Annotated in this window: 20 protein-coding genes; 7 read left to right on the forward strand and 13 right to left on the reverse strand. The window is 57.5% G+C overall.

The genetic code is table 11. The features are described 5' to 3' along the window. Positions 1-151 precede the first annotated feature (151 nt). From MLE18_RS00675 to MLE18_RS00690, 4 genes are all read left to right on the forward strand, one after another. Positions 152-2,992: an MSCRAMM family protein gene (locus tag MLE18_RS00675; RefSeq protein ID WP_243366378.1), complete on the forward strand. Its 2,841-nt coding sequence runs from the start codon at positions 152-154 to the stop codon at positions 2,990-2,992. Between the two features lie 171 nt (positions 2,993-3,163). Continuing rightward, positions 3,164-4,018, forward strand: coding sequence for an ABC transporter substrate-binding protein (locus MLE18_RS00680; RefSeq protein WP_243366380.1), 855 nt, complete (start codon positions 3,164-3,166; stop codon positions 4,016-4,018). A gap of 218 nt (positions 4,019-4,236) precedes the next feature. Next, the gene (locus tag MLE18_RS00685; RefSeq protein WP_243366382.1) at positions 4,237-4,440 is read left to right on the forward strand and encodes a YwbE family protein; all 204 of its coding nucleotides are present in this window, start codon (positions 4,237-4,239) and stop codon (positions 4,438-4,440) included. Between the two features lie 18 nt (positions 4,441-4,458). Continuing rightward, positions 4,459-4,920 carry a YaiI/YqxD family protein gene (locus tag MLE18_RS00690; protein WP_243366384.1) on the forward strand — a complete coding sequence of 154 codons (462 nt, stop codon included), beginning with the start codon at positions 4,459-4,461 and terminating at the stop codon, positions 4,918-4,920. 124 nt (positions 4,921-5,044) lie between these two features. Here MLE18_RS00690 and MLE18_RS00695 read toward each other — a convergent pair whose 3' ends face one another. From MLE18_RS00695 to MLE18_RS00755, 13 genes are all read right to left on the reverse strand, one after another. Further along, complete coding sequence (locus MLE18_RS00695) at positions 5,045-6,454, reverse strand: SLC13 family permease (protein WP_243366386.1); 1,410 nt, start codon at positions 6,452-6,454, stop codon at positions 5,045-5,047. A 582-nt stretch (positions 6,455-7,036) separates the two neighbouring features. Then, positions 7,037-8,764, reverse strand: coding sequence for a PAS domain-containing hybrid sensor histidine kinase/response regulator (locus tag MLE18_RS00700; RefSeq protein WP_243366388.1), 1,728 nt, complete (start codon positions 8,762-8,764; stop codon positions 7,037-7,039). A 3-nt stretch (positions 8,765-8,767) separates the two neighbouring features. Beyond that, positions 8,768-11,785, reverse strand: coding sequence for a chemotaxis protein CheB (locus MLE18_RS00705; protein ID WP_243366390.1), 3,018 nt, complete (start codon positions 11,783-11,785; stop codon positions 8,768-8,770). Positions 11,786-12,246: 461 nt separating this feature from the next. Then, positions 12,247-13,491 (reverse strand): sensor histidine kinase, encoded by a 1,245-nt coding sequence (locus MLE18_RS00710; protein WP_243366392.1) that lies wholly within the window; start codon positions 13,489-13,491, stop codon positions 12,247-12,249. 43 nt (positions 13,492-13,534) lie between these two features. Continuing rightward, on the reverse strand, positions 13,535-13,957 hold the full coding sequence (locus MLE18_RS00715) for a chemotaxis protein CheB (RefSeq protein WP_243366394.1): 423 nt from the start codon (positions 13,955-13,957) through the stop codon (positions 13,535-13,537). A 329-nt stretch (positions 13,958-14,286) separates the two neighbouring features. Continuing rightward, on the reverse strand, positions 14,287-15,345 hold the full coding sequence (locus MLE18_RS00720) for an OmpA family protein (protein ID WP_243366396.1): 1,059 nt from the start codon (positions 15,343-15,345) through the stop codon (positions 14,287-14,289). Between the two features lie 72 nt (positions 15,346-15,417). Beyond that, positions 15,418-15,699 (reverse strand): SH3 domain-containing protein, encoded by a 282-nt coding sequence (locus tag MLE18_RS00725; RefSeq protein WP_243366398.1) that lies wholly within the window; start codon positions 15,697-15,699, stop codon positions 15,418-15,420. 208 nt (positions 15,700-15,907) lie between these two features. Then, a complete protein-coding gene (locus tag MLE18_RS00730; RefSeq protein WP_243366400.1) occupies positions 15,908-16,498 on the reverse strand; it encodes a hypothetical protein in 591 nt (196 codons plus the stop codon). Between the two features lie 175 nt (positions 16,499-16,673). After that, entirely contained in the window at positions 16,674-16,982 is a 309-nt protein-coding gene (locus MLE18_RS00735; RefSeq protein WP_336605548.1) for a glycine zipper domain-containing protein, read from the reverse strand. Next, complete coding sequence (locus tag MLE18_RS00740; RefSeq protein WP_243366404.1) at positions 16,930-17,313, reverse strand: hypothetical protein; 384 nt, start codon at positions 17,311-17,313, stop codon at positions 16,930-16,932. Before MLE18_RS00740 ends, MLE18_RS00735 begins: the two co-directional genes overlap by 53 nt. A 217-nt stretch (positions 17,314-17,530) precedes the next feature. Further along, entirely contained in the window at positions 17,531-17,710 is a 180-nt protein-coding gene (locus MLE18_RS00745) for a CsbD family protein (protein WP_243366406.1), read from the reverse strand. A gap of 104 nt (positions 17,711-17,814) precedes the next feature. Then, positions 17,815-17,997 carry a DUF3309 family protein gene (locus MLE18_RS00750; protein ID WP_336605549.1) on the reverse strand — a complete coding sequence of 61 codons (183 nt, stop codon included), beginning with the start codon at positions 17,995-17,997 and terminating at the stop codon, positions 17,815-17,817. 268 nt (positions 17,998-18,265) lie between these two features. Beyond that, entirely contained in the window at positions 18,266-19,702 is a 1,437-nt protein-coding gene (locus MLE18_RS00755) for a sigma-54-dependent transcriptional regulator (RefSeq protein ID WP_243366410.1), read from the reverse strand. A 672-nt stretch (positions 19,703-20,374) separates the two neighbouring features. Between MLE18_RS00755 and MLE18_RS00760 the strand changes: the two genes are divergently transcribed. The 3 genes from MLE18_RS00760 to MLE18_RS00770 all read left to right on the forward strand — a co-directional run bounded on the left by MLE18_RS00760 (position 20,375) and on the right by MLE18_RS00770 (position 24,126). Next, positions 20,375-21,574, forward strand: coding sequence for a tyrosine-type recombinase/integrase (locus MLE18_RS00760; RefSeq protein WP_243366412.1), 1,200 nt, complete (start codon positions 20,375-20,377; stop codon positions 21,572-21,574). 28 nt (positions 21,575-21,602) lie between these two features. Beyond that, positions 21,603-21,938: a hypothetical protein gene (locus MLE18_RS00765; RefSeq protein ID WP_243366413.1), complete on the forward strand. Its 336-nt coding sequence runs from the start codon at positions 21,603-21,605 to the stop codon at positions 21,936-21,938. A gap of 703 nt (positions 21,939-22,641) precedes the next feature. Further along, entirely contained in the window at positions 22,642-24,126 is a 1,485-nt protein-coding gene (locus tag MLE18_RS00770) for a reverse transcriptase domain-containing protein (RefSeq protein WP_243366414.1), read from the forward strand.

Genomic DNA, 24,126 nt, shown 5'->3' on the forward strand with positions numbered 1-24,126 from the left:
ATTATCCGAGCAGGAGGGGGGTATTGTGCGGAAAGGCTATCTCGCGTCCTTAGTGGTTCTGCTGGCTCTTCTTGTTCCCGGCTTGGTGTTCGCCGCAAACGGCTCCATCACGGGTCGGGTCGTCGACCCAGGGGACAACGGGATAACGGGCATGTCCGTGTGGGCGTTCCAGACCTCGGGCGGCGTTTGCAGCTCTTCGCCCATTCAAACCACGAATCCCGGCTCCGACGGTTCCTTCACTTTCAACAACATTCCCGAAGGCTCGAACATTTACGTCCAGGTTGGCAACCCTTCAGCTTCCAGCAACTACACCCCCTCCTGGTATAAGGCGAACCACAGCACGGCCTATGACGCCTACGACTGCCTGAATGCGACACCGATCACGGTTACGGCAGGGCAAACCACGAACATCGGCAACATCATCCTCCAGCCGGGCGGAACGGTAACCGGCAGCGTCATGGACGGCAGCACGCCGGTGGGTGGAAACTCCATTTTCGTCGGAAACATGTTCATGCCTTCCGGCACGGCCTGCAGCAGCCGTCAGGTCTATTCCAGCCAGGTCAAGTCAGACGGCACTTTCGCCATCCACGGGGTGCCTCTTGGCGCCAACTATTTCCGTTTTTCCAGTTATGATCCTTCCAAGCCGTACCCGACCTCCTATTGGGACGGTTCCAATGGATCTACTGCCTGCGCCAACGGCATCACCGTCAACGTCACCGCTGGCGACACCAACCAGTTGTTGAACTTCCACGTTGCCAGGGGCGTCACCATCTCAGGCAAGGTCACCAACTCAGGCGCCAACGTCCCGGGTATGTCGGTGTCCGCCTACTCCGGCACACCCTGCGGCAATTGGGTGTGGGTAGCCAGCGGATCGACAGACTCCAACGGCAACTACTCCATAGTCGCGCCCGCGGGCGGCACCTTCTTTATCCGCGCGGACAGCACCTACAACAAGCTGAACTACGTTCCCCTGTGGTGGGACGGCGCTTCCGGCTCCGCCAACTGCCAGAACGCCCAATCCATCGCCAACACCCAGCCCGGAGCGACCAACGCAAATGTCAACTTCGCCGTCTCGCCCGGAGCCATCATCAACGGCAAGCTCACCGACGGCAACTCCCAGGCCATCACTTCGGGCTACGTGAACGTCTACACCGGGAGCGCCTGCTCGGGGTACAGCTACCTGACCGCCACCAGTTCGCTTGATTCGCAGGGCAACTTCTCCCTGTACGGCGTGGCCCCCGGCAATGTGCTGTTGCGCTCAGGCGCTAACGGCAAGGTGTCCATGTGGTGGGACGGGACTCAGGGCAGCCCCATGTGCTCAAGCGCCCAACAGGTGGCCTTGAGCGGCGGGCAGACCTACAACGGGTTCAACTTCGTCATGCCCGCGGGAGGAAGCATCTCCGGCGTGGTGCGCGACACCAGCAACGCACCTGTTTCAGGGGTATGGGTGGTCGCCAGCTATGGCGTGAGCAACGGCAGCCTCGGAGCGGTCCAGACGAACGGCAGCGGGCAGTACACCATAAACAACCTCCCCGCCGGGAGCATCAATGTCACCGCCCAGGGGGCATCGTCGGGCCTGAACTTCGACACCCGCTGGTGGGAGGGCGCTGGCAGCGACGGCACCCTGTACTGGTTCCAGGCCAAGCCTGTGCCGGTGGTCATGTCCGGAAACACGGGCTCCATCGACTTCAAGCTCCATGCGACCGGCACCGTGAGCGGCACGGTCACGGACCACACGGGCGCCCCCCTGGCGAACGTGAACGTCTTCGCGCTCCTGGACCCGAACGGCAACTCCGTCGCCGCGTCCTCCACGGCCGCCAATGGCACATACACCCTCCGGGGCGTGCCGAACGGCTCCTACATCCACGCCAAGCCCGCAAGCTCAGGGTACAACAACGTCAACTCCTGGTGGACCGGCTCGGCCCTGACCAGCGATCCGGCCAAGGCCAGGCCCATCGCACTGGACGCCAACGCCAGCCAGACCATCAACTTCCAGTCGCCGCAGGGCGCGATCGTCACGGGCACGATCACCGACGCCTCCAATGCCCAGCCCGCCGCCGGAGTGCCCGTGCGCGTGGACGTCAAAGGCTCCAACGGCTTCTACACGGGATCAAGCACGACCACCGGCAGCGACGGAACCTTCACCATCAAGGGAATCCCGGCCACAACCAGCGGCCGCCTTGGCACTTCGACCTCGGGTCCCGGGTACTGCTTCTCCTGGTGGGACGGCGTGGGGGCGAACACCAACCCCAAAGCCTACAAGGCGCTCAGTCTTACCGCGGGAACCACCACTTCGGGCTTCAACCTGAGCCTGACCAAGGGCGCATCCATCAGCGGTACTGTCACGGACGGCACCGTCCCCTTGCAGAATGTGCAAATCATGGCTTTGGTCAATGGCCCGTGCGCCTACCCCGACCAGTACGTGAACGCGCGAACCGACTATTACGGCAAATACACCATCACCGGCATCCCGCCCAACACACCGGTGACGGTGCGTACTGACTCCTACCCCAGGCTGCAGTCCTTCGCGCCCAAGTGGCGCACCTCCAGTGGTGACACCACCGTGTGCTCCCAGGCCGCCAGTTTCTCGCTCGCCTCGGGAGCGCAGACGACCGGGGTCGACTTCACGCTCGCACCGGGCGGTTCGATCAGCGGCAAGATCACCAGCGCCGGATCGGCCGTGCCCGGCATGATCGTGTCCGCCTCCTCCGACGCTGCCTGCTCTGGCTCCTTCCTGCAGAACGGGATGACCGATTGGGATGGCAACTACACCATCTACGGCCTGCCGCTCTCGTCCAACATCTATGTGGGCAGCAGGGCCAAGGGCATGCAATACGGCGACAAGTACTGGGACGGCGCCGCCGGCGGCAGCTGCGCCAGCGCGCAGCCCGTGGTCATCAACCCGGGCCAGCCCGCCGTCACCGGAATCAATCTGGTTCTGCTCAAGATCAGCACCCTGATGGGCGCGCTCATGCAGCTCTTGACCAACTGATCCCGCGCCTCGGCTAACCGACGGGAGAACCAGCCCCCCGGACGTAGTCCGGGGGGCTTTTTGTTGTAACTCACCCTGGGAAGGCTGAGCTGTGGTACGCGTGCCCACTCCTGTTGACTCGCAACTCACAGTTGTTCTAGCATATGTCAAATCTGACATAAGGAGTTGCCCATGCGCTGTTTCCTCGCATTGCTCGCGATCTTCGTATCAGCCCCCGTTTTGACCTACGCCCAGGAGTCTCCCAAAGTCACAGAGACGTACGGTTCCGGCCCCAAGGTGTTCAGCCTGGCCACTGGCAGCCCCGGTGAACTGGGCCTGTTGAAGCAGTTGGGGGAGGCTTTCGCCCGAAAAGCGGGGGCGAGCATGGAGTGGTACAAGGCCGGGACGGGCCAATCCCTGGATATGCTCAAGGCCAGAAAGGTGGACATGGTCATGGTGCACGCCCCGGCCAAGGTGGATCAGGCCGTGAAGGAAGGGTGGGGCGTCAAGAAGACCCTCATCGGCTCCAACGAGTTTTTCATTGTCGGTCCGGCATCAGACCCCTCGGGCATCGCCATGGCCAAGACCGGGGTTCAGGCCTATCAGGACGCTGCCAAGGGCAAGGCCCCGTTCTTCTCGCGCGGGGACAACTCCGGCACCCACCAGAAGGAGATGGCGATCTGGAAGGCGGCCGGAATCGAACCATCCGGCCCCTGGTACATCGTGACCAAGGATTTCATGACCGCCACGCTCAAGCGCGCCGAGAATGAGCAGGGCTATTTCATGACCGATTCCAGCACCTGGGTGGCGGAGAAAACGAACACGCCAAAGCTCAAGGTGCTTTTCTCGGGCGACAAAATGCTGGTGAACACCTACCACGCCCTGGGCCAGCCCAAGGGCGCCACCCCCGGAGCCGAAACCGCCGCGGCCTTCATCGACTTCGTGGCCTCGGATGAGGGGCAGAACATCATCCGCGCTTACGGCAAGGACAAGTACGGAGAATCACTCTACAACGACGCGGCCTACGCCAAGAAATACGACGACTGACGCCTTGACCGCCGCCGATCAATTCCCGGGCGGGCCGTTGCAAGTTGGCGCAGCGGTCCGCCCGGCCGTATTTGAGACCATCAGCGCGCATGCACGCTCCAGAATACTCCCAAGCTGGCCTGATTGCTGAGGGTGGGCGCCCCACTGCTTGACAATGAGGCTGGAACGGCACACGCAGGCCCATCAAAGCAACCAGAAGCGGATTGTGGAGCAGCACTGTGAACGGAACGGAACGCAAGAACATCTTCCCAGGGTGCCGGGTGCTGATCATCCTCAAACAGGACCAGCGCACCGGCAAAACCACGGAGGGGGTCGTGAAGGATCTACTGACCAAGGCTCCCCACCATTCCCGGGGCATCAAGGTCCGGCTGACCAGCGGCGCGGTCGGAAGGGTGGCCAAGGTGCTTGGCGGACCGGCATAGAAACCGAAGGATTACCCGATGCACATCTACGTCGACGCCGACGCACTGCCCAATCCGATCAAGGAGATACTGTTCCGCGCGGCCATCCGCCTGCGGACGGGCCTGACCCTGGTGGCCAACAAGACGCTCCAGGTGCCGGCCTCGGAGCACATCGCCGCCATCCGCGTGGGTCAGGGCTTCGACGTGGTGGACGCGGCCATCGTGGAACGCGTCCAGCCCGGCGACCTGGTGATCACGGCGGACATCCCGCTGGCCGCGCTGGTTATCGAGCGGGACGCCCACGCCCTGAGCCCCCGAGGGGAATTGTTCTCCAAGGAGAACATCCAGGGACGCCTGGCCATGCGCAACCTGCTCTGCGAATTGCGCGACGGCGGAGTGATGACTGGCGGGCCTCCGCCCCTCAGCAACCGCGACCGTGAAGCCTTCGCCAACGCCCTGGACATCTTCATGACGAGGCAGTCTGCGGCCAAGCGGGGGTAGGCCGGCACGGCAGCCCCTTTCCAGCTCCAGGAAAATAGCCGCCAGCGGCTCCAGCAGGCCTAAAAAGCAGCGGACCGGCAGATTCCCGCCGGTCCGATCGGAACCGAGGTGCGTCGTGAACCGGTCAGCCCGCGCTGACCATCCCGATCCACTTCCAGTAGGTCAGCACCATGACGCTCATGAATACAACCGCCAGCAGGCTGATCACGACGCCGGTCTTCTGAAGCTCCCCGGCGGTGATATGCCCGGTGCCCATGGCCACGGCGTTGGGCATGTTGCTCACCGGCAGGATGTACTGGTGGGGCATGTTCAGGCCCAGGATCAGGGCGAACGTCATGGGGTCCGCCCCGATGGCGGTGGCGTGGGCGATGATGATGGGGGTCAGCGCCGTTGTCTTGGGTCCGCCCCCGGTGAAGAAAAGCTGCAGGCCGGTGATGATCCAGAGCAGGATGATCAACTGCGTGGCCTGCGGCATTTGAGCGATGGGAGAGAGCATCACCCCGGCCAGCCACTTGGCCGCCCCGGAGCTGACGAGCGCCGCGCCAAGCGAGAGGCCCGCCCCGTACACGATGAACACGTTCCAGGGCACCCGCCTCTGGGCCTCGCTCCATGTCATGACGCCGAACCTGGGCCACAACACCAGGATGACGGCCACCATGCCCACGACCACCACGTTGATCTTATGGATCGAATCGGTGGCCCACAGCAACAGGATGAAGCAGAACACCACCAGCGTGTAGATTTCCTTGCCCTTGATCCTGCCCAGGGCCTCGAGCTCGCGGCGGATGTAGCTGTGGCCCTCGCCCAGGCTCTTCACTTCAGGCTTCCACATGGCGGCGATCACGACGACCGAGAGAACGGCCAGGCTGAAGGCCGGCGGCGCGGCGGCCCTGAACCAGTCCGACCAGGAGATGGCCTTCTTGGTGGCCGATTCAATGAGCCCCACCGTCACGGGGTTGCCCACGTGGGCGGTGAGCACGCCGATGCTCATGATGGTGCCGCTCATGGCCACGATGAAGATCAACGCCTTGACGATGTTGCTCTGGCCCTCCTTCGCGTTGAAGGCCATGCCGATGCCCATGACGATGGGCAGCATGAGCAGCGTCCGGGCCGTGATGGAGGGCACCAGGAAGGTGAGCACCAGCATGACCGAGGCCACGGCCCAGTATATCCTGATGGGCGAGCCGCCGGCCAGATTCACGAGGAACAGTGCGATCCGCTTGGAGAGCCCCGATTTCTCCATCCCGGCGGCCATGACGAAGCCGATGACTATCAGCCAGAGGGCGGTGTTGGAGTAACCGGCGAAAGCGTTGGCCACGGTGGTCGCGTTCAGCGCGGCCAGCAGGAAGACGATCAGGAAGCCGCTGGTGGCGTCGTCGACTGCCTGGGTCATCCAGACCACGATGGCGAACACGGCCACCGCCAGGGAGGCCTTGCCCGCTGGCGTGAGCCCGTCGATGGGGGGAACGAACCAGATGATTCCCACCAGGGAGGCGAAGGCGATGGCGAGGCCAGTCCATTTCTTTGCGGTCACGGCGGGTTCCTTTCATAGGGGGTTCAAGCCGAAACCCGTCTCCGCGACAGTTCGTGATGCTGCCAACCGAGCCCGAGCGGAAGAGGGCGGACCATCCCGAGGGCAGGGTGGGCGCTGACAAGGCCAACCATTCGAACCAGCTCGGAAGTCGGAGAAACAACGAAATCGTCAAAACATGGAAGCATACCTATCTGTTTTCAATGCAAAAAGGAATAGGGGTAACGTTGCCAGTGCCATGCCGTGTGGATTTGAAGTCCTGGGCTGAAGACTGGGCTTGAGCCGCTTTTCGGATGACAAGGCCACAGTTGAAGGCAGGCTTATCTTTCGGGAGCGGCATCCGGACTGACCGCAAAGAAAGAGGGGTTTTGGGCCGTTACCCGAAGTTCTGGTTTCATGGCACGCCCGGCAGGGGTCAAACCCGTTGCGTACGGATTCAAAACTTGGTCCTCTAACGGGACAACATCATCAAGTGATTCGGATAACAGTTGCTGGCAAAAGTGGCGGGGCATGCTCCACAAGAGTTCCGGGTATGCTGGTTATGCAGGTGCGCCACCCCGAGGATGGCTCCCTCTTGGGGAAACGTCATTGCCGGGAGAGACTACGGCCCGCGTATTTGCCCAGAATGCTGTCCAATTCATCGACGTCGATTGGTTTGGCGATATAGTCGTCCATCCCGGCGGCCAGGAACCTTTCCCTGTCCCCCTTCAGGGCGTAGGCCGTCAGGGCGATGATCGGAATTCGAGGATTGAGGCCCGGAATTTCCCCTGCCCGGATCCTCCTTGTTGCGTCTTCACCATCCATTTCAGGCATCCTGATATCCATGAGGATCAGGTCGAAGGGCTCCTTCGAGAGCGCCTCCAAGGCTTCCACGCCATTCTCCACAGCCACGACCGAATGCTCGCCTTGTCTCAGAAGAGTTTCCGCCAGAATCCGATTTATGGCGTTATCCTCGGCCAGGAGAATCCTGAGCCTTCGCCCTCCCTGGTGCGCGCGAGGCTCGGCGGGCTCGCTGGGCGGGGCCGTCTGCTCTTGGAGAAGCCCCAGCGTGATGGTGAAGCAGAAGCTGCTTCCTCTGCCCAGTTCGCTCTCGACCCAGATCCTGCCGCCCATCATCTCGACGAGGCTTTTTGAAATGGACAGGCCTAGCCCCGTGCCGCCGTATTTGAAATGGCTGGAAAGGCCGCTCTGGTTGAAAGCCTCGAATATCTTTTCCAGCCGGTCCTTCGGGATGCCAATGCCGTCGTCTTGGACTTTGAAGCGCAGGCGGGTTGATCCGGGAGGAGACGAGAGGCTGTCCATCTCGACGGACACCCGTACCGACCCCATTTCAGTGAACTTGACGGCGTTGCCGATCAGGTTGGTCAACACCTGTCTCAGCCGTCCGAGGTCTCCCATCAGATGGTTGGGAACCTCGGGGGAGATGGCGTGGTAGAAGCCCAGCCCTTTCTCCCGGGCGCTGGCCTGGAACGCATTGAACATTGATTCCAATCCCTCGCGAAGAAGAAACGGATGGGGAACCAACTCGGCTTTTCCGGCTTCGATTTTGGACAGGTCCAGGATGTCGTTGATGATGTCCAAGAGGGCCTTTCCCGACTGCATGACGAATTGGAGATACTCGCGGACGCGCGGAGGGATTTCGGCCATGAGTGCCAGTTCGGTCATGCCCAAGATCCCGTTCATGGGGGTTCTGATCTCGTGGCTCATGTTGGCCAGGAACTCGCTCTTGGCTCTGTTGGCGCTCTCCGAGTTAATCTTTGCTTCGAGAAGGTCATCCTCGAAGTGTTTGCGCTCGGTGATGTCGATTATGGTCATTCGGTGGGAGAGGGCTCCTCCCTCGTCAACTGAAGGGGCCGCGTCCATGCGCACCCAGATTGGAGCCGCGTCTTTTTTCGCCATCCGCAGTTCGCACGCCCTCGGAATTCCGGCCGCCAAAAGCTGTTGAAAAAACAGATAGAAGACATCCTGGTCTTCTTTGAGAATGAACCGGTTGAGCGGCTTATTGATGAGCTCCCCCCGGGGCAGACCCAGGAGTGCCGTGAAGGTGAGGTTGGCTTCGAGGATGAGCCTCTCCGCACTGAGGGTGATGTAGCCTACGGGAGCCAGGTCGTAGAGGTCGAAATACCGGGCGCGCAGGGCGTCCAACTCCAGTTGGGCCCGGCGCAGCTCTTCGTTCTGCATCTGGAGTTCGATCTGGTGGACCTGCAACTCATGAAGCGCCCGTCGCATCCCTTCGGGTGAAGGATCGTTCCCGAGCTCAGTCTTGCTCGCCATGGCTTGAGCCTCAGCCCTGGTACGCAAGTCGTTCATCATGAATCACTCCTTCGTACTAGACACCCGCTCCGTGACGGCTATGGCATAGGCTTGACCGGCTTCGTTGACCAGGGCGGATGCAGTAACCCATGTCTCCACGAGGTTTCCGCCCTTGGCGATGCGCCTGGTGCGATAGGGTTCTTGACCTTCGCCCTTTGCCAGACGCTTAATTCTGTCCAGCTCTTCTCCACGCAGATCCTCGGGAACCCGGTCGCGGATGTTCATGGCCAGGGCCTCGGCTTCGCTGAAGCCGAACAACTTCTGCGCCGACGGGTTCCAAGCCAGGATGCGCCCGTCCAGACCCAGCATCGAGACAGCATCGCTTGAATCACGTACTATCACGGCCAATCCGAGCTGGTCACTCGTTTTCTTCAATAGGTCGCGTGTTTCCTTTATCTCGGTGATGTCTGTATAGGTGATCACCACGCCCTCGATCACGTTTTCCAACGTGCGGTAAGGCCGAACGCGCATGGTGTACCATTTGCCATCTTTGGTTTGAACCTCCGCTTCTTTGGGGGTCAGGGTGTCCAATACGGTCTGCACATCCTCCACAAGGTTGTCGTAGCCCGAAAGATTGGAGACGATATGGCTCACAAGACGCCCAACGTCGGCCTGGATCAGGTTGATGATCTTGGTCGCGGCCGGGGTGAAGCGCATGATGCGCATTTGATGGTCCACGAACACGGTGGCGATGCCCGTGCCTGCCAACAGATTGTTCATGTCGTTGTTGGCCTGCGAGAGGTCAGCCACCTTGGTTTGCAATTCCGAGTTGACAGTGGCCAGCTCCTCGTTGACGGATTGAAGCTCTTCTTTTGAGGTCTCCAGCTCCTCATTGGTGGATTGCAACTCTTCGTTGACGGACTGCATCTCCTCATTCGAGGATTTGAGTTCTTCATTGGTGGTCTCCAACTCCTCGTTGGAGGCATGAAGGTACTCCTCTTTGGCCTGAAGCTCCTGCCTGAGCGCAGTGATGCGCTCGTCAACATCCGGATCGTCGCAGCCCATGCCGCTTAAGGCGGCCGTCTCAGTCTGAACAGAGGACGGCGCCGGCTCAAGGATGACCAGGAACAGGGGCGTCTCGTGCCCGGTAGCCGGGTCTATCTCCACGGGGTGCACGGACAGGTTGACCGTTGTGAAGTCGCCGTTGGTCTTGACCTGCAGACCCGGGTGGCGCACGGCTTCATTGCTTGTCTTGGCTTTGTGCAAGGCCGTGGACAGGTCTTGCCGCAGGCCTTCCCGGGCCATCTTCAGGATGTTGTGGACGCCGACCTCGCCCGGAGTCGGCTCCAGGTAGAGGCCGGTCCGGCCGTGCAGGTAGAGGATGACCCCCTGGCCGGTGACCAGGGCGCCGACCTGGGCGATCCGTTGCAGGAGCGCCTGCTCGGTCAGTTCGCGCAGCGGCAGTTTCCCCAAGCCCGCTATCCGTCCGGCAGCCTTGGGCTGCACCGCCCCCGTTGTCGCGACGGCCGACAGGATCGAACCCAGGGCCTTGCGCTGTGAGCCGAGCAAATCTTCTTTGCGCTGGTACAGCTTCGCCTTGCGATCCAGGGTCGAAAAAAGGTCGCCGAATTCGCCCACGGTTTCCGAGGTGCCCAGGAAGAGGAAGCCCCCAGGATTCAGAGCGTAGTGGAAGAGGGGAATGACCTTCTTCTGTAATTCCCCACCCCAATAGATCATGAGGTTGCGGCAACTGATGAGGTCGAGTTTGGAAAAAGGCGGATCTTTGATGACGTTCTGCTCGGAGAAGATCAGCATGTCGCGGATGACTTTGTTGACGCGGTATGCGCCGCCGCCCGGCTCGAGCGAAAAAAAACGCGACAGGCGCTCGGGCGAGACGTCAGCGGTGATGCTGGCGGGGTAGATCCCGGACCGGGCGGTGGCTATCGCGTGGCTGTCGATGTCAGTGGCGAAGATCTGCACCTGGAAGTTCTGCTTCAGCGCCTCCATGTGCTCCTGAATGGCGATGGCGATGGAATACGCTTCCTCTCCGGTGGAGCATCCCGGCGACCAGACGCGCAGAATGAAGCCGGGCTGTTTGCCTGCGAAAAGCCTGGGGATGACCTGTTCCTCGAGAGCCTTGAACGCTTCGGGATCGCGGAAGAAATTGGTCACTCCTATCAGGAGTTCGCGAAAGAGGATGTCCGCCTCGGCGGAGTCGTGCTGCAGATACTTGGCGTATTCTTCCAGTGTTCCGGTCTGGTGGACGGCCATGCGCCGTTCGATGCGGCGAATGATGCTGCTCGGCTTGTATTGGGAAAAATCGTTGCCGGTCTGGGCGCGAAGGAGGATGAGGATCTTTTTCAGTGCGTTCTCTGCCTTGGGCGACCTGACAGCCGGTGATTGGGAGGCATTGACGATCGCATGGGCCGCATAGGCGATGATCTGGGCGACCATCTCGGCAGGCGGCAGCTCGTAATCCACCAGGCCGGTGGCTATGGCGCTGCGCGGCATGCCGTCATACTCGGTGGACGAGGGGGTCTGGGCCATGACCATGCCGCCTTCGCCCTTGATGGCCCGGATGCCCACTGTGCCGTCGCTGCCCGTGCCCGAGAGGATGACGCCTATAGCCTGATCGCCACGATCCTGGGCCAGGGAGCGGAAGAAAAAGTCGATGGGCAGTCGCTGGCCCCGGGGGGCGGTGGGCTCCATCAAGTGGAGCACGCCGTTCAGCAGGGCCATGTCGCGGTTGGGCGGTATGATGTAGGCGCAGTCCGGTTTGACCGCCATGCCGTCCTCGACTTCGTAGACCTGCATACGGGTATAGCGCTGAATGAGGTCCGTGAGGATACTCTTATGGTCCGGAGCCAGATGCTGCACCAATATGAAGGCCATGCCGGTGTCGGCATCGGGCATGCCGGAGAAGAAGGCTTCGAAGGCCGCCAATCCTCCCGCCGATGCGCCGACACCCACGACGGGGAAAGTAGGCTTGCCAGCATGCTCGGTGCTGGCCGCGGGGTTTTTCGCAGATGCGGGGGCTTTCTTTGGGGAACCAGATGCTGTCGCGGCCTTTTTCTTGACCATCGTGCCTATCTCCATTCGAGGCCTGGGCGTTGGGCAAACACTGCGTGCGTACCAGCTGTTCTTAGGATTATTTTCGGTAGGTGTCAGCCGGCTTCTCGGCATCCAACGGGTACGCGGCCTTACCCGCATGGCATGTTGCAGATAGGTTATGGCCTGCCCATTTCGTGGTGTCCGCATCCGACGCTCTTATGTATTCATCCTGAGCCATTCCGCAAAGCGAGTCGGGAGGGCGCAAAAGGCATGGTCCTGGCGCCATTCCTTGCGGGCAATCCAATTCCCTGCAAGCTCATTGGGGTATTGTCCCGACGCTTTGCAACGCGGAATGCCGCCAACCCCCGGGTGTTTGGCACATCTACATCAGCAATAAGGAAGACAAGGTCGACGTGGGCCTTTTCAGGTTCGGAAGAATCCCGAAAGAATACTGTGCGGGCAGGCAGGTGTCCGTTACTTCCGGCGCCCCTTCATGCGCTGCCGGGCAAATGGAGGGTGATGCTGGTTTCGCCAGTCTCATCCAAGGTCCGCATCTCAATGCTGCCGCCCTGCGCCTCGATCATCTTCTTCGCCGAGTAGGCCCCAAGGCCTGTGCCGGACCTTTTGCCGGATGTGGCGTACTTCTCGAAAAACCTGTCCCGGATGTCCGGCGGTATCAGGCCTTTGTTGCGTATCTCGATCCGGCAGTCGGAACCGGACGTCAGGTTGACGGACACGGCGGCATCCGGGGGCGAGGCTTCCAGGGCGTTCTGGATCAGGTTGTGCAATGCCGCCCGCAGCAGATCCGTCTGCCCGCGGCAAGGGTGGCTTGATTCCGGGCCTGGGGGCAAGCCGTTCGATCTGATCTCCAGGCGCAAGAACTGGTGTTTGGGGAAGCGGAGCAGGGCATCCGCCACCGAAACGACAAGCGGCAGGCAGTCGATGTTCTGGGCCTCGCCGTGGTATTGCCCCACTTCGATCTTGTACAAGTCGAGGGAGCGGTTCAAGGTGTCCAGCATCTGCCTCCCCGCCGCCATCATCAGATCCAAGAGATGATGCTCCTCTTCGGACAGGTTCGCGGACAATTGAAGCAGCTGGGCCAGATTCATGGCGTTGCTGGCCGGGGAGCGCAGGTCGTGCCGGATGATGCCCTCGATCTGTTCACGCAGTTCGTCGTGGAGTTTGCGTTCGGTGATATCGTTGATCATGACGCGCTGCACGACGGCGCCATCGGCATCCTGGACCACGGTGGCTTCGATGCGCACCCATATGGGGGTGGAATCGCTTTTCACCATCCGCAGTTCGCATGCCTGGGGCTCGCCTGTCGCGACCAAGCGCCTGCGGTGGCGGTAGTAGATGTCCTGGTCATCCTTGAGGATGAACCGGCTGATGGGCTGCCTGGCGAGGGCGCCCCGGGGCAGGCCGAGCAACGCGGCCAGGGTGAAGTTGGCCTCAAGAACCATGCCTTGTTCGCTGAGGGTCATATAGCCCACAGGGGCCATGTCGTAGAGGTCGAAATACCGCTCCCGCGCGAGTTCCAGTTCCGCAAGCGCCCGCCGCAGCTCCTCGTTCTGCATCTCCAGTTCGATCTGGTGGACCCGCAGCTCGTGGAGCGTCCGGCTCGTCTCCTCAGGGGTCAGGACGCGTCCGGCGGTGGCCTCGTCCGTTGCAGCCAGCTTCTCCGCCCGGCGGCGCAAGGTGTCCTTCATGGTGCTCACTGGTTCCTGCTGCTGCATGTTCCAAACTTCCGCAGCACACTCCGGTGCCGCTCTCAGCTCTTCATCCGTGAAACCTCGCATGGGTGCCTTGGGGAATCCGATACGCGCCTCCTTCGGACTCCCACGTGAAGAAGCGCGCCAGGCGTTCAGGGAAATCGTCCGCCGCGATGCTGGCCGGATACAGGCCCGCCCGCACGGTGGAGATGGCCTGCATGCGGGTGTAGCGGCGGATGAGCTCGGCGAGGATGCTCTTGTGATTGGGGGCCAGGTGCTGGACCAGAACAAAGGCCATGCCCGGACACTTGTCCGCCGGCATGCCGGAGAAGAAGGCCTCGAAAGCCGCGAGGCCGCCTGCGGAGGCGCCGATGCCGACAGCGGGGACGGACGGCGATGCGGCCTGCCTTGTGACGGATCCGGAATTTTTCACCAAGCCGATAGGTTTATTCGGGGTTTCGTGTTTTGCCGGGTTTGTTTGGTGGGCCATGACTGCTGCTCCATCATATTGCGAACAAATACCAGCTCGGCAGCGCAATCTGAAAGATGTCTCAATGTCTGGTTGAGGGCGTTGGAAGGCTATCATCAGCCTGATAAACAAGCCAGCGTTCAGTTCCCCGGTTGTGTCGGGTCGCGATCCTGGCTGGGCCGGCTTGCGTCGCCCCTCGATCAACCCGCAGCGGGCCGCTGTGGAGTGGTGGGGGGATGTTTCAGCCGTCGACCGGGCACGATCGACGGGGGCATCCCCTGGGCAATGAAGGACCCAGGCGGTGCCGACGAGGGCACCGCCTGGGTATTTCGGCGTTGGAACTAGGGGGCTTACTGCATGGGCTTGAACTTGATCTCAACGCGCCGGTTCAATTTGCGGCCATCCGCCGTGGCATTGTCCGCACGCGGCTGAGACTCGCCGTAGCCAACAGTAGTGACGCGGTTGGCATCAATGCCCTTCTTCACAAAGTATGACTTAACAGAGTTGGCGCGGCGCATGGACAGGGCCTGGTTGTACTGTTCGGTTCCGACGGAGTCCGTATGCCCTTCGAGGACCACGCCCGTGTTCGGCTTGGATTTGGTCATGGCGACGCCTTCGTCGAGCACTGGGTAGAATTCCGGCTTGATGTTGGACTTGTCGAAGTCGAAGTAGATGGACCTGAATACGACTGTTTCACCTGCCATGTCCTTCATCTCTTCATACAGCCCGCATCTCAAGAAGGCGTAACGCGCGGCCTGGTCGCGCAGGAAGTCTTCGCCCCGCACGAAGCAGGAGCAGCGCGACAGGGCGGCTATCTGCTTCAGGACAGACTCGCCGTGGGCGTTGTCGGCAAAGCTGACCACCATGAAGCAGAGCTTGTCGCCGTACTTGGCCTGGAGCGCTTTGGCTTCTTCGACAGCGTCAACGCCCAGGTTGGAATCGCCGTCGGAGAAGATGACCACGGCGGTCCGGCCGGACTGCCTGGAGAGGATCATATCCAGGCTATCCAGCCCAGGCCCCATGGGGGTGACGCGGCCGTAGGTCTCGTAGGTAATGCTGATCGGTTCGATGGCTTTTTCGACAGCGTCTCTGTTGTATGGGGCCATGGGGCCATACGGTTTGAACGGTGCGAAGGTGTAGACGCCGCTCTTGTAGCCCAGGTCGGGGACGAGCTTGTTGAATTCCACTGCGGCGGATTTTGCCAACACGATCTTGGACTGCCCGCCAAGATCAACGATCCTCTCTCCCTTGTAGAAAAACTTCATTGAGCTGGAATGGTCCAGGAACAGGATGAAGTTGTCCACGGTGGGAATGAGTTTTGCGGCGTCCGCCGGCAATGCTGTGGCCAGCAGGGTCATCGCCAGCAAAGCAAGGATCAGACGCGAATTTCTGATGTTGATACTACGCATAAACTCTCCTCTTTTGAGGTCTAAAACAACATGTTGTGCCCTGTACGATTTCAATCAAGCATCTGGCAGGTGTTAAAATACGTTGTCGTTGCACACCCAGCCCTTTTCACCGGTCCCGACGACCTCGACGTAAGACCAGCCCCCGCCTGTGTCGTTGAACAGCACCCGGAGCTGCTGGCCCATGGGGAGCCTCTTGACCACACCGCAATAGGTGCCCTGGCACTTGCGCAGGGGGAGGTCAGTGAAGCCAGCCGTGACGGTGCTGCTGGAAGACGCCGCGATTGCCGGGACAATGAAAATGGCAAGCGAAGCGGCAACGGCCAACGCGCGTGTGATTTCTCTAAGGACCCTCATGATGTGCTCCTTCAGTCTGTTGGAGTGATGTTTAAAGTTTCAATTTGCACTCTATTTGGCCGTTTACACGCAGCATGTTGAGAGAACTCCACGGCGATACGCTGTTATGCGTCGCTGTTCATTTCCTGGGGGAGGCTATGGCAATCAACATGCGCGAATATGAATCGTTGCATAAACAGCGCGCTGCCGCGTCTGTACTTGATGTGAATCAGTAAGGCTTGAGGCACTGTTCCCTCTGATAGTCACAATTATCGAAGCAGTTGCGCTTATTGTTCAGGCCCGGGGAGTTGTCGCACTCAGACGTGCACCTTCTCCAGGCGTCGTTGCAATAATCAAGGCTCCGCACATGCTCGATCCGGGGGTATGACCCGCCGCGCAGTATGGGCAACGGGTCGATTACCTTGCCGGCGCCGCTGTCTTCCACGTAGATGGCGCGTCCTGATGACGTGTCACGATAGTACAATCTGCCGCTTTCGTCGGTTTTGTAGGTCACGTTGTCGTCGTCGATGATGTAGTATAATCCGGCAGTCCCGCGCTCGACACGCGCACTCCGTTCGACTTCATGGATAGCTCCTCCCTGGTCAACATAGTAGAGCTTTCCATTTTCGTCGCGGTAGTAGCGTTGGGAACCCTGGTTGCTGTTGCGCACGATCACGGCTCGTTCATGGGTGTGCGTAGTTACCGCCGCAGTCGGTTCCGGCGGAGTCCGATCCCTTCTTGTGCAGCCAGATGCGGCAATAAAGGCCATGAGTATGAGGGCGCAGAGGATGGGTGTTGGTGGTGGGGTGATATGTCTCATGTCGCCTCCATGCATTTATGGTTACTTATTGTGCGCACTGCTGAAAAATCCCGAAGTTCAAGGCAACCATGCAGCGCGCATGGCCTTCATCTCGGTTTGTTGTCCCTGTACATGCTCCATGGTTCCCGGAAGGCCGCCTGCGTTTGTGCCTGGAGCACCATGGTCATGCGGGAAATCAATAGCTTCTGTAGCGTTGTTGTTCTTGCTGGTTGCCATAGAGGCCACCAGCAACACCACCAAGAGCCCCACCGACCAGGGCCCCTGTGCCGAGCGAGCCGCCTGTAATGGCGCTTATGCCGAGGCCCGCGCCAGCGCCTATGGCCGCGCCGGACATGGCGCCCTGTTCCGTGCGGGACATGTTGGTGCAGGCCGCGAAGCACAAGCTTGTGGCGATGAGTACGAAAAGTGATATTCTACGCATGGCTGGGTCCTTATTGTTTCTGGTTGGGCAGGATGATTTCATGCCAGACCACTTCAAAGACATGCCTGTTCATCTTGTCGGGGTTGCTTTTATAATAGCGGGTTAGCTTGTTGGACAACTCGCTCCAACTCATGTCCTTGAGTCCGTCGACCCAGCCTTTGACAAACCGCGAGGGTTCTTCGGAGTGCTTGTCCCTGAGGTGGTATTCGAGAACCAGGGCGCTCCCTGCGCCGAGCAGAAAAGCCTTCTTTTCCGGCTCTGTTGAGGACATCCATGTCTGCCCATCAACATCCGGAGCAGGGTGGCTCGTTTTTTCCTGCGCAAAACAGGGGCTATGGTATGTTGTGATCGCAATTGCGAGCATAACGGCCAGGGCGGATATATTCTTTTTCATATGTGCCTCCGTGCCAGATGGCTTGCAAACGAATGCGTTCTCGTTTTCAGCATGTTCAACAGTTGAGGTTGGTTGCGGCGGCCGATTCTTCTGACATCTTTATTGTTGCATGATGACAGGTTCTCCGCCTGCTTGATTGCCCTTCGTTAAAGTGCGAGCGGTTGGATTTCCGCAACAACGGCAAGAGACAATCCACCGGCCGCTGCATTGGGCCTGTCTACTCGTCCAGTACTTTTTTGGCGTGGCCGATCTTCTTCTGGATGTTCCCGCTGATCTTCTCTGTGACGCCTTCCGCCTGCATGCGATCATCTCCGGTTAGAACACCTGCCGCTTCCTTGATCCGGCCTTTAACCTGGTGCAGCGTGCCTTCCACAATGTCCTTTGTCCCGGATTTCATGATGTAACCTCTTTGGTTTTTGTTCTGCTTCGGAAACTGCCAAGCACTCATGAAGTGCATGGTTGGGGGTCAGTGTCCCGCGGGTCTCTTGGGCACTTTACGGGCTATATCTTGCCAAGCAGAAGCAAGATCAGGATGATGATGACAATAAGGCTCAGCCCGCCGCTTGGACCGTATCCCCAGGATCTGCTATGGGGCCAGATTGGAATAATTCCCAAGAGAGCAAGAACAAGGATGATGATCAGGATTGTTCCGATTGACATTCGATTCTCTCCGTACTGCCTCATAATGTATGAGGTGATGAGGTAAAACAGTTCGCTTGCCGTACATCTGTGGCTCGTATCAGTTATGGCGGACCGAAATTGGCGTCGATGCGTTGGGTATCCACATTCATACTTCCGGTTCACAAAGTCCCTAATCAACAAGCGTGCCAGCTGACCGTTATTTGTAACACGCCGGAATCATGTGCATTGCGGACGGGGGAGGGGCGAGATTCATCCGTGATTCTCACGGAATGAGAATCGTGGAGGGAGAATTCTTATGAAATGAGAAACGCTAGATTGCCAGGGGGCGGTGGTCTTGACTGGCGGCGGAGCGGGGTCTCAGGCTCAATCCATGCTTCTTGATCAGCCGGTACAGTTGGGCCTGGCTCAATCCGGAAACGGCCAGGATCGAGGCGATGTCGCCCTCATGGGACTGAACCAGCGAACGAAAATAGGACTTCTCAATCGTCTCGAGCGATTCCTTGCGGTAGTGCTTCCACTCCCTCCCGTCGAAAGCCTGGGCAGGAGGGTGGGACGCACCTGTTCCCTCGCGCGTTCCCTTCAGGGAGTTCCGTATGAGCACGGCACGTAATTCCACGGGCAGATGCCAGGGCATGATAACTTCTTCGGTGGAGGATGCCGAAACCAACGCCCTGACCACGTGGGAAAGTTCGCGTACGTTGCCTGGCCAGGCATACGAGCAGAACATGCGCATCAGATCCGGGGACAGCAGTTTGAGAGGGAGATCATTCTCCTGGCAGGCCGCAGCGAGAAAATGGTCGATGAGCTGGGAAAGGTCGGTTTTGCGCTCCCTGAGGGGAGGGATGCGGATCGTCACCTCGCGTATCCGGAAAAACAGGTCCTGCCGGAATGTTCCCTGCGCGACCATTGCCTCCAGGTCCCGATTGCTTGCGCATATGAAACGGAAATCGCAGAAGACCTCATTGTATTCGCCAAGGGGCCTGAATCGATGGCTTTCAAGCACACGGAGGAATATTTTCTGGGTTTCCAGGTCCAGCTCGCTGATTTCGTCCAGGAACAGGGTGCCCCCATGGGCCTGCTGTATGAGCCCCTGGTTCGTGGTGATCGCGCTGGTGAATGATCCTTTTTTGTGTCCAAAAAGTTCCCTGCTCGCGATTGATGGATGAAGAGAGGCGCAGTCGACTATGATGAACGGACCTTTAGACACGGCACTGTTCTCGTGCAGGGCGTGGGCGAAGAGATCCTTGCCGACGCCCGTCTCGCCGTAAACAAGGACGCTCACGTTGCTGCGGGCGGCCTGGGACATCTCCTGGATGCACTTCTCAAGCTGCGGGCTCGATCCGATGATCCGGCCCCGCTTGACAGGCAACGCGTCCAGCTTTTTCGCGCGATACGCCAGCGCCTGCCGAATGGAGAGCAGGATGTCCTGCCGCGTGTAGGATTTCTCGATGTAGTCCCAGGCGCCGTTCCTGATGGCCTTCTCCGCGCCGTTGGGGTCCCCTGAGCTCGTGATGATGATGACTTCAGGATTGGAGGGCATGTCTAGGAAGGTCGGGACGGCCTCCAGGCCGTTCCCGTCGGGGAGGGCCACATCCAGGTACAGGACGTCGCAGGGGGTGGACCGCGCGCGCTTGAGACCAGCCGTCAAGGTCGGCTCGGTCAAGGCCGTGTGCCCTTCCCCGTTCAATATTGTCGATAGCATCGCGCGGGTGATTTCGTCATCGTCAACAATGAGAATCCTGGCCATGGAACTTCCTTACTTCACCCGAGAGGCCCCCGGACGCTCACCAGGTTTCAGATCGGTACTGGGTAGGCCGCATAAATTGCGGGTCCGTCCTGTTCTCGGCCTTACATCTTCAGAAGCAGGCCGCTTGCTGGTCCTGAGGTGCGCCTGCCTCCCAATCTCCTCCAACTGAGGTGCGGAACGAGCGGGCCTATGAGCAGGCTTGCCGGGGGCAGTTCAAGGGGGCACTTGGATGGAGATCAGTGAATAACTATCACATTAAATAGAAAGGTCCAGCCTTAAGGGGATGGTTACAGGGAGACCTCGACTAGAGAGAGGAACGCTTTTGGGTAGGGCAATCACTAATGAGTGGGGAGAGCGTGTGAAGAAGGGCAAGGCTAAATGAAAAAGGGGCTTAGGACCGTTGTCCTAAACCCCTGTTTTCTTGGTGCGCCCGACAGGATTTGAACCTGTGGCCTACGGATTCGTAGTCCGACAACATGTATTTCCCAGCTGTTCCTGCATGTGCCTTAACGTTGTCATTCAAGCAACTTAGCAACCAGCCTCGCTCCCGTCAAATCCCTTGTTTTCCCGAAAAAGGTTGGATAAGGGATGGACAGAAGGTCGGCGGACCTGCGGCCAGATTCCGGGTCAAGCCCGTGCAGCTATCCAACCCTATCCAACCCCGAGGGCGTCATGACGATCCAGCGGACCAAGAGCAGCCACCCTGGCGTGCGCTACCGTGAGCACAAGACCCGACTCCACAACGGCAAGCCCGATCGGTACTTCACCATATACTACAAGCTCAAGGGCAAGTTCTATGAAGAGGCGCTTGGGTGGGCATCCCAAGGCTGGACAGAAGCCAAGGCCGCCATTGAGCGAAACAAGCTGAAGCAGGCTCACGCGACTGGCGAAGGCCCACAGACTTTGAACGAGAAGCGTGACCTGGCAGCTGAACGAAAAGCTGAAAAAGAAGCCCAAAAAGTGCGTGAAGCCAAAGAAGCGCTCACTTTCACCAAGTTCTTCACGGAGACTTATGCGCCTCATTCGCTCACGTCGAAATCAAAAAAATCTACCGACAGGGAAGATCAACTATTCAGACTTTGGATATCACCAGTTATCGGCGATTTACCTTTCAAGAAAATTTCAGCGCTTCAATTGAACCAAATTCGATCAAACATGCTCGAAAAAGGAATTGCCCCTAGGTCCGTAACGTATGCTTTCGCTGTGATTCGACAAGTATTCAACTACGCCAAGTTTTGCCACATGTCGGAATTAGATTCGCCGACTCAAAGAATTCAAATGCCAAAATTTGACAATCAAAGGAAACGGTTCTTGTCTCCAGATGAGGCGGCCATCCTGCTAAAAGCATTAAAAGAAAAAAGTGAACAAGTCTACGAAATATCTATTATGAGTTTTGAATGCGGGCTTCGAGCCAATGAAATATTCTCTCTCAAATGGAAAGATATTGATCTTGAAAATGAAATAATTACCATATTTGATTCAAAAAATTCAAAGTCTCGACCAGCATTCATGACGGAAAATGTCAAAAATATGCTGCTGTCGAAAAAACAAGGTGACAAGAACGACTTGATTTTTGTGGGCAGAGAAGGTGTAAAAATCAGTCAAATTTCGAGAACCTTCCGAATTGTAGTCGATGAGCTTGGATTAAACAATGGAGTTTCAGATCCTCGGCAGAAACTCGTATTTCACACACTTAGGCATACATACGCCTCTTGGCTTGCTATGGATGGAACTGATATTTATATGGTCAAAGAACTCATGGGCCATTCTAGTCTAGCAATGACTCAAAGGTATGCCCACCTTGGCAATGGAGCATTGAGAAAAGCAGCAAAAAAGCTTGACGGAAAAATTGACTTGGATATGATTAATTAAAGTTCAGATCAAATTAAGGAGATCATTCATGCCAGCCAAAAAAGGTGAACGCGTTGAGTCCAAATACGACGGTGAAAAATTATACGCACTGATCAAAGAAGGCAAGACTATGCCTGAGATCATGGCTACGCTGGGTGTCAAGTCCAAGTCCACGCTTATGAACCACCTCATGAAACTCATGATAGAGAAAAAGGAGTTTCTGGAAATCGAGGGTTCCTCGACCAGGACCAGGTCGACATCCCCTGTCTACCGTGGTGGCAAGATCGTCCTTGGCGCCAACATGCTCAAGGGATTTGAGATTGAGGAAGGGCAGAAGTTCGTGCTGAAGAAGACCGAGGACGGATTGAAACTGAAGATGGTTTAAGGTTCTTCGGGACTGTTGTGAGCAGAGAAAAGCGAGGGTTGTCAGGCTCTCGCTTTTTAGTTCGTTTTCTTGAGTTTTCCCACCAGATGGTTGTTTCTAGGAAGTGAGTGCGGAAAATTCTAGGGTTTGACTTTTGGGATTCCCACTCAACTGCGCAGAGCTGATGAGATTCACAGGCTTGTTACCACACATAGCAATTGATTGAGCTCTCGCAATCCTAGCTCCTACTCATTGGTTCAGACCATGCGCGACTTCTCGCGAACCTGGTCGAAATACCAAGCTCATGCAGTCGATCCGTTCATTCTCCCAGGATATAATCCAGACGAGCGAATGCCAAGCCAACTATTTGTTACACTGAATATCAGTCAACGTGATCTATGCGTAGAATTGGCGAATCGAATGCAGTACACTCGCTAGCTATAGCGAGGATTGGAAATAAGGAAGTGGACAGATTCTCGCCGTTGAGAAATTTTTTCCGAAGAGTTCCTGCCCCCTAGACAGATTTGTTCCTTCGGGATAAATATTTCGGAAGAAACTGGAGTGGCCCTAGTCATGCGTGGCGTTTCGCTGCGGTAGAACATGCTCCCTCCATTACAGCTCAATATGAGCAGCCGTATAATGTGACTACGTCACATCACACGGATGCTCACATGAGATGCAGCTAGAAAGTTCGGTAGGGCCACTCCTTTTTTTTGGGGGTTAAATGAGCGATCTTGAACAGTTGCTAGTTGGGCTTGATGCTGAGTCTGCTAGTGGCAGGATGCACGCCATTCAACGCTCTACTGCTTACGACAAACCCACGCGATCGGCATTCCTACTTAAAGCATTAGAGCATTGGGACCGTAAGGTTAGAGAAAAGTCAGCAAAAATCCTTCTCAAAATAGGTGGCGATCTCGAGTTGGCAGCTGTATGCAGCGCAGTTGACTCCAGGAAAGTCCCTCTTTTGAGACTGATTCCTTGGCTAGCTAGACGCAATCATGCTTTGACAACAAGGACCATCTATAATCTTACTCAACACTCACACAAGGTTATTTCTGAAGCTGCATCGAAGTATCTGATCAAAATGGATACGACAGAGGCGCTATTTTATAGATGGTCTAAACAGTCTAGAATTCCAAAAAAGTTGGCAGCGCAAATTGAGGCGTGCGCCTGCGAGAGAGTAGCTTCAGTACTCAGCGACATACCTGTTTCAGTTATTCATACGTTAAGGGGTAAGTTTCTTCGCTACCCTCTGCTTAAGAAATATTACCATGATAAATACAGCGACAGCCGTCCTCAAAGCTCCAAAGAAACAGTATCTCCAAAGGCACCAAAAGTTCAGAGCGAGTACGTACAGTCCTGGAATAAGCTAGGGATTGATTGGCGAATTGCAGGCTGGATTGTCAGAAACTGGTCTGATTTGGATGATGTTGGTTATTTTGAGTTTAAAATCCCCAAGAAGAACGGCACTGAACGCATCATTTCAGCGCCTGTTACGCCTTTAAAAATTGCTCAAAGGGTTGTTTTGGACAAAATACTGTCAACGGTCCCACAGCACGACGCCTGCCATGGGTTTCGGAAAAATTTTTCAATCATAACCAATGCCACTAAACACACGGGGAAAGACGTTGTTATACGAATAGACCTTAAAGATTTTTTTCCTTCGATCAAACCTGCTAGAATAGCTGGAATTTTCCGTTCACTCGGGTTCAGTGACTTTGAAATCCGTTTTCTAACCCGTGTTACCACCAGAGGTGGAGGCCTGCCGCAAGGCGCACCAAGTAGTCCGTGCTTGGCAAACATTGTAGCCCGGAGGCTTGATAGTAGGCTTAACGGTTTGGCTGCTTCAGTTGGTGGCACATATACTCGCTATGCAGACGATCTAATTATTAGCGGGCACAAGAATGTTGTTAGTATTTTGCCTGCTGTAAAAAGTATTATTCAAGAAGAAGATTTCGGCATTGCCAGCGAAAAGCTTCGTATAGCGCGAAAGGGTGCGCAGCAGAAGGTTACTGGCCTTATTGTTAATCAATGCGTTAACGCACCAAGAGAATTGAGGCGAAAGTTGCGAGCAGTTTTTCATAAACAATCCAAAGGAGAAGTTCCTTACTGGGGTAATAAGCCAATGTCTGAGTCTCAAATGCGCGGGTATCAGGCTTTTTTGTCGAGCATTGAAAAATCAAAAACAGACCAGCATGAAAAACTTTAG

Source organism: Fundidesulfovibrio soli (genome assembly GCF_022808695.1).
Classification (GTDB): Bacteria; Desulfobacterota; Desulfovibrionia; order Desulfovibrionales; family Desulfovibrionaceae; genus Fundidesulfovibrio; species Fundidesulfovibrio soli.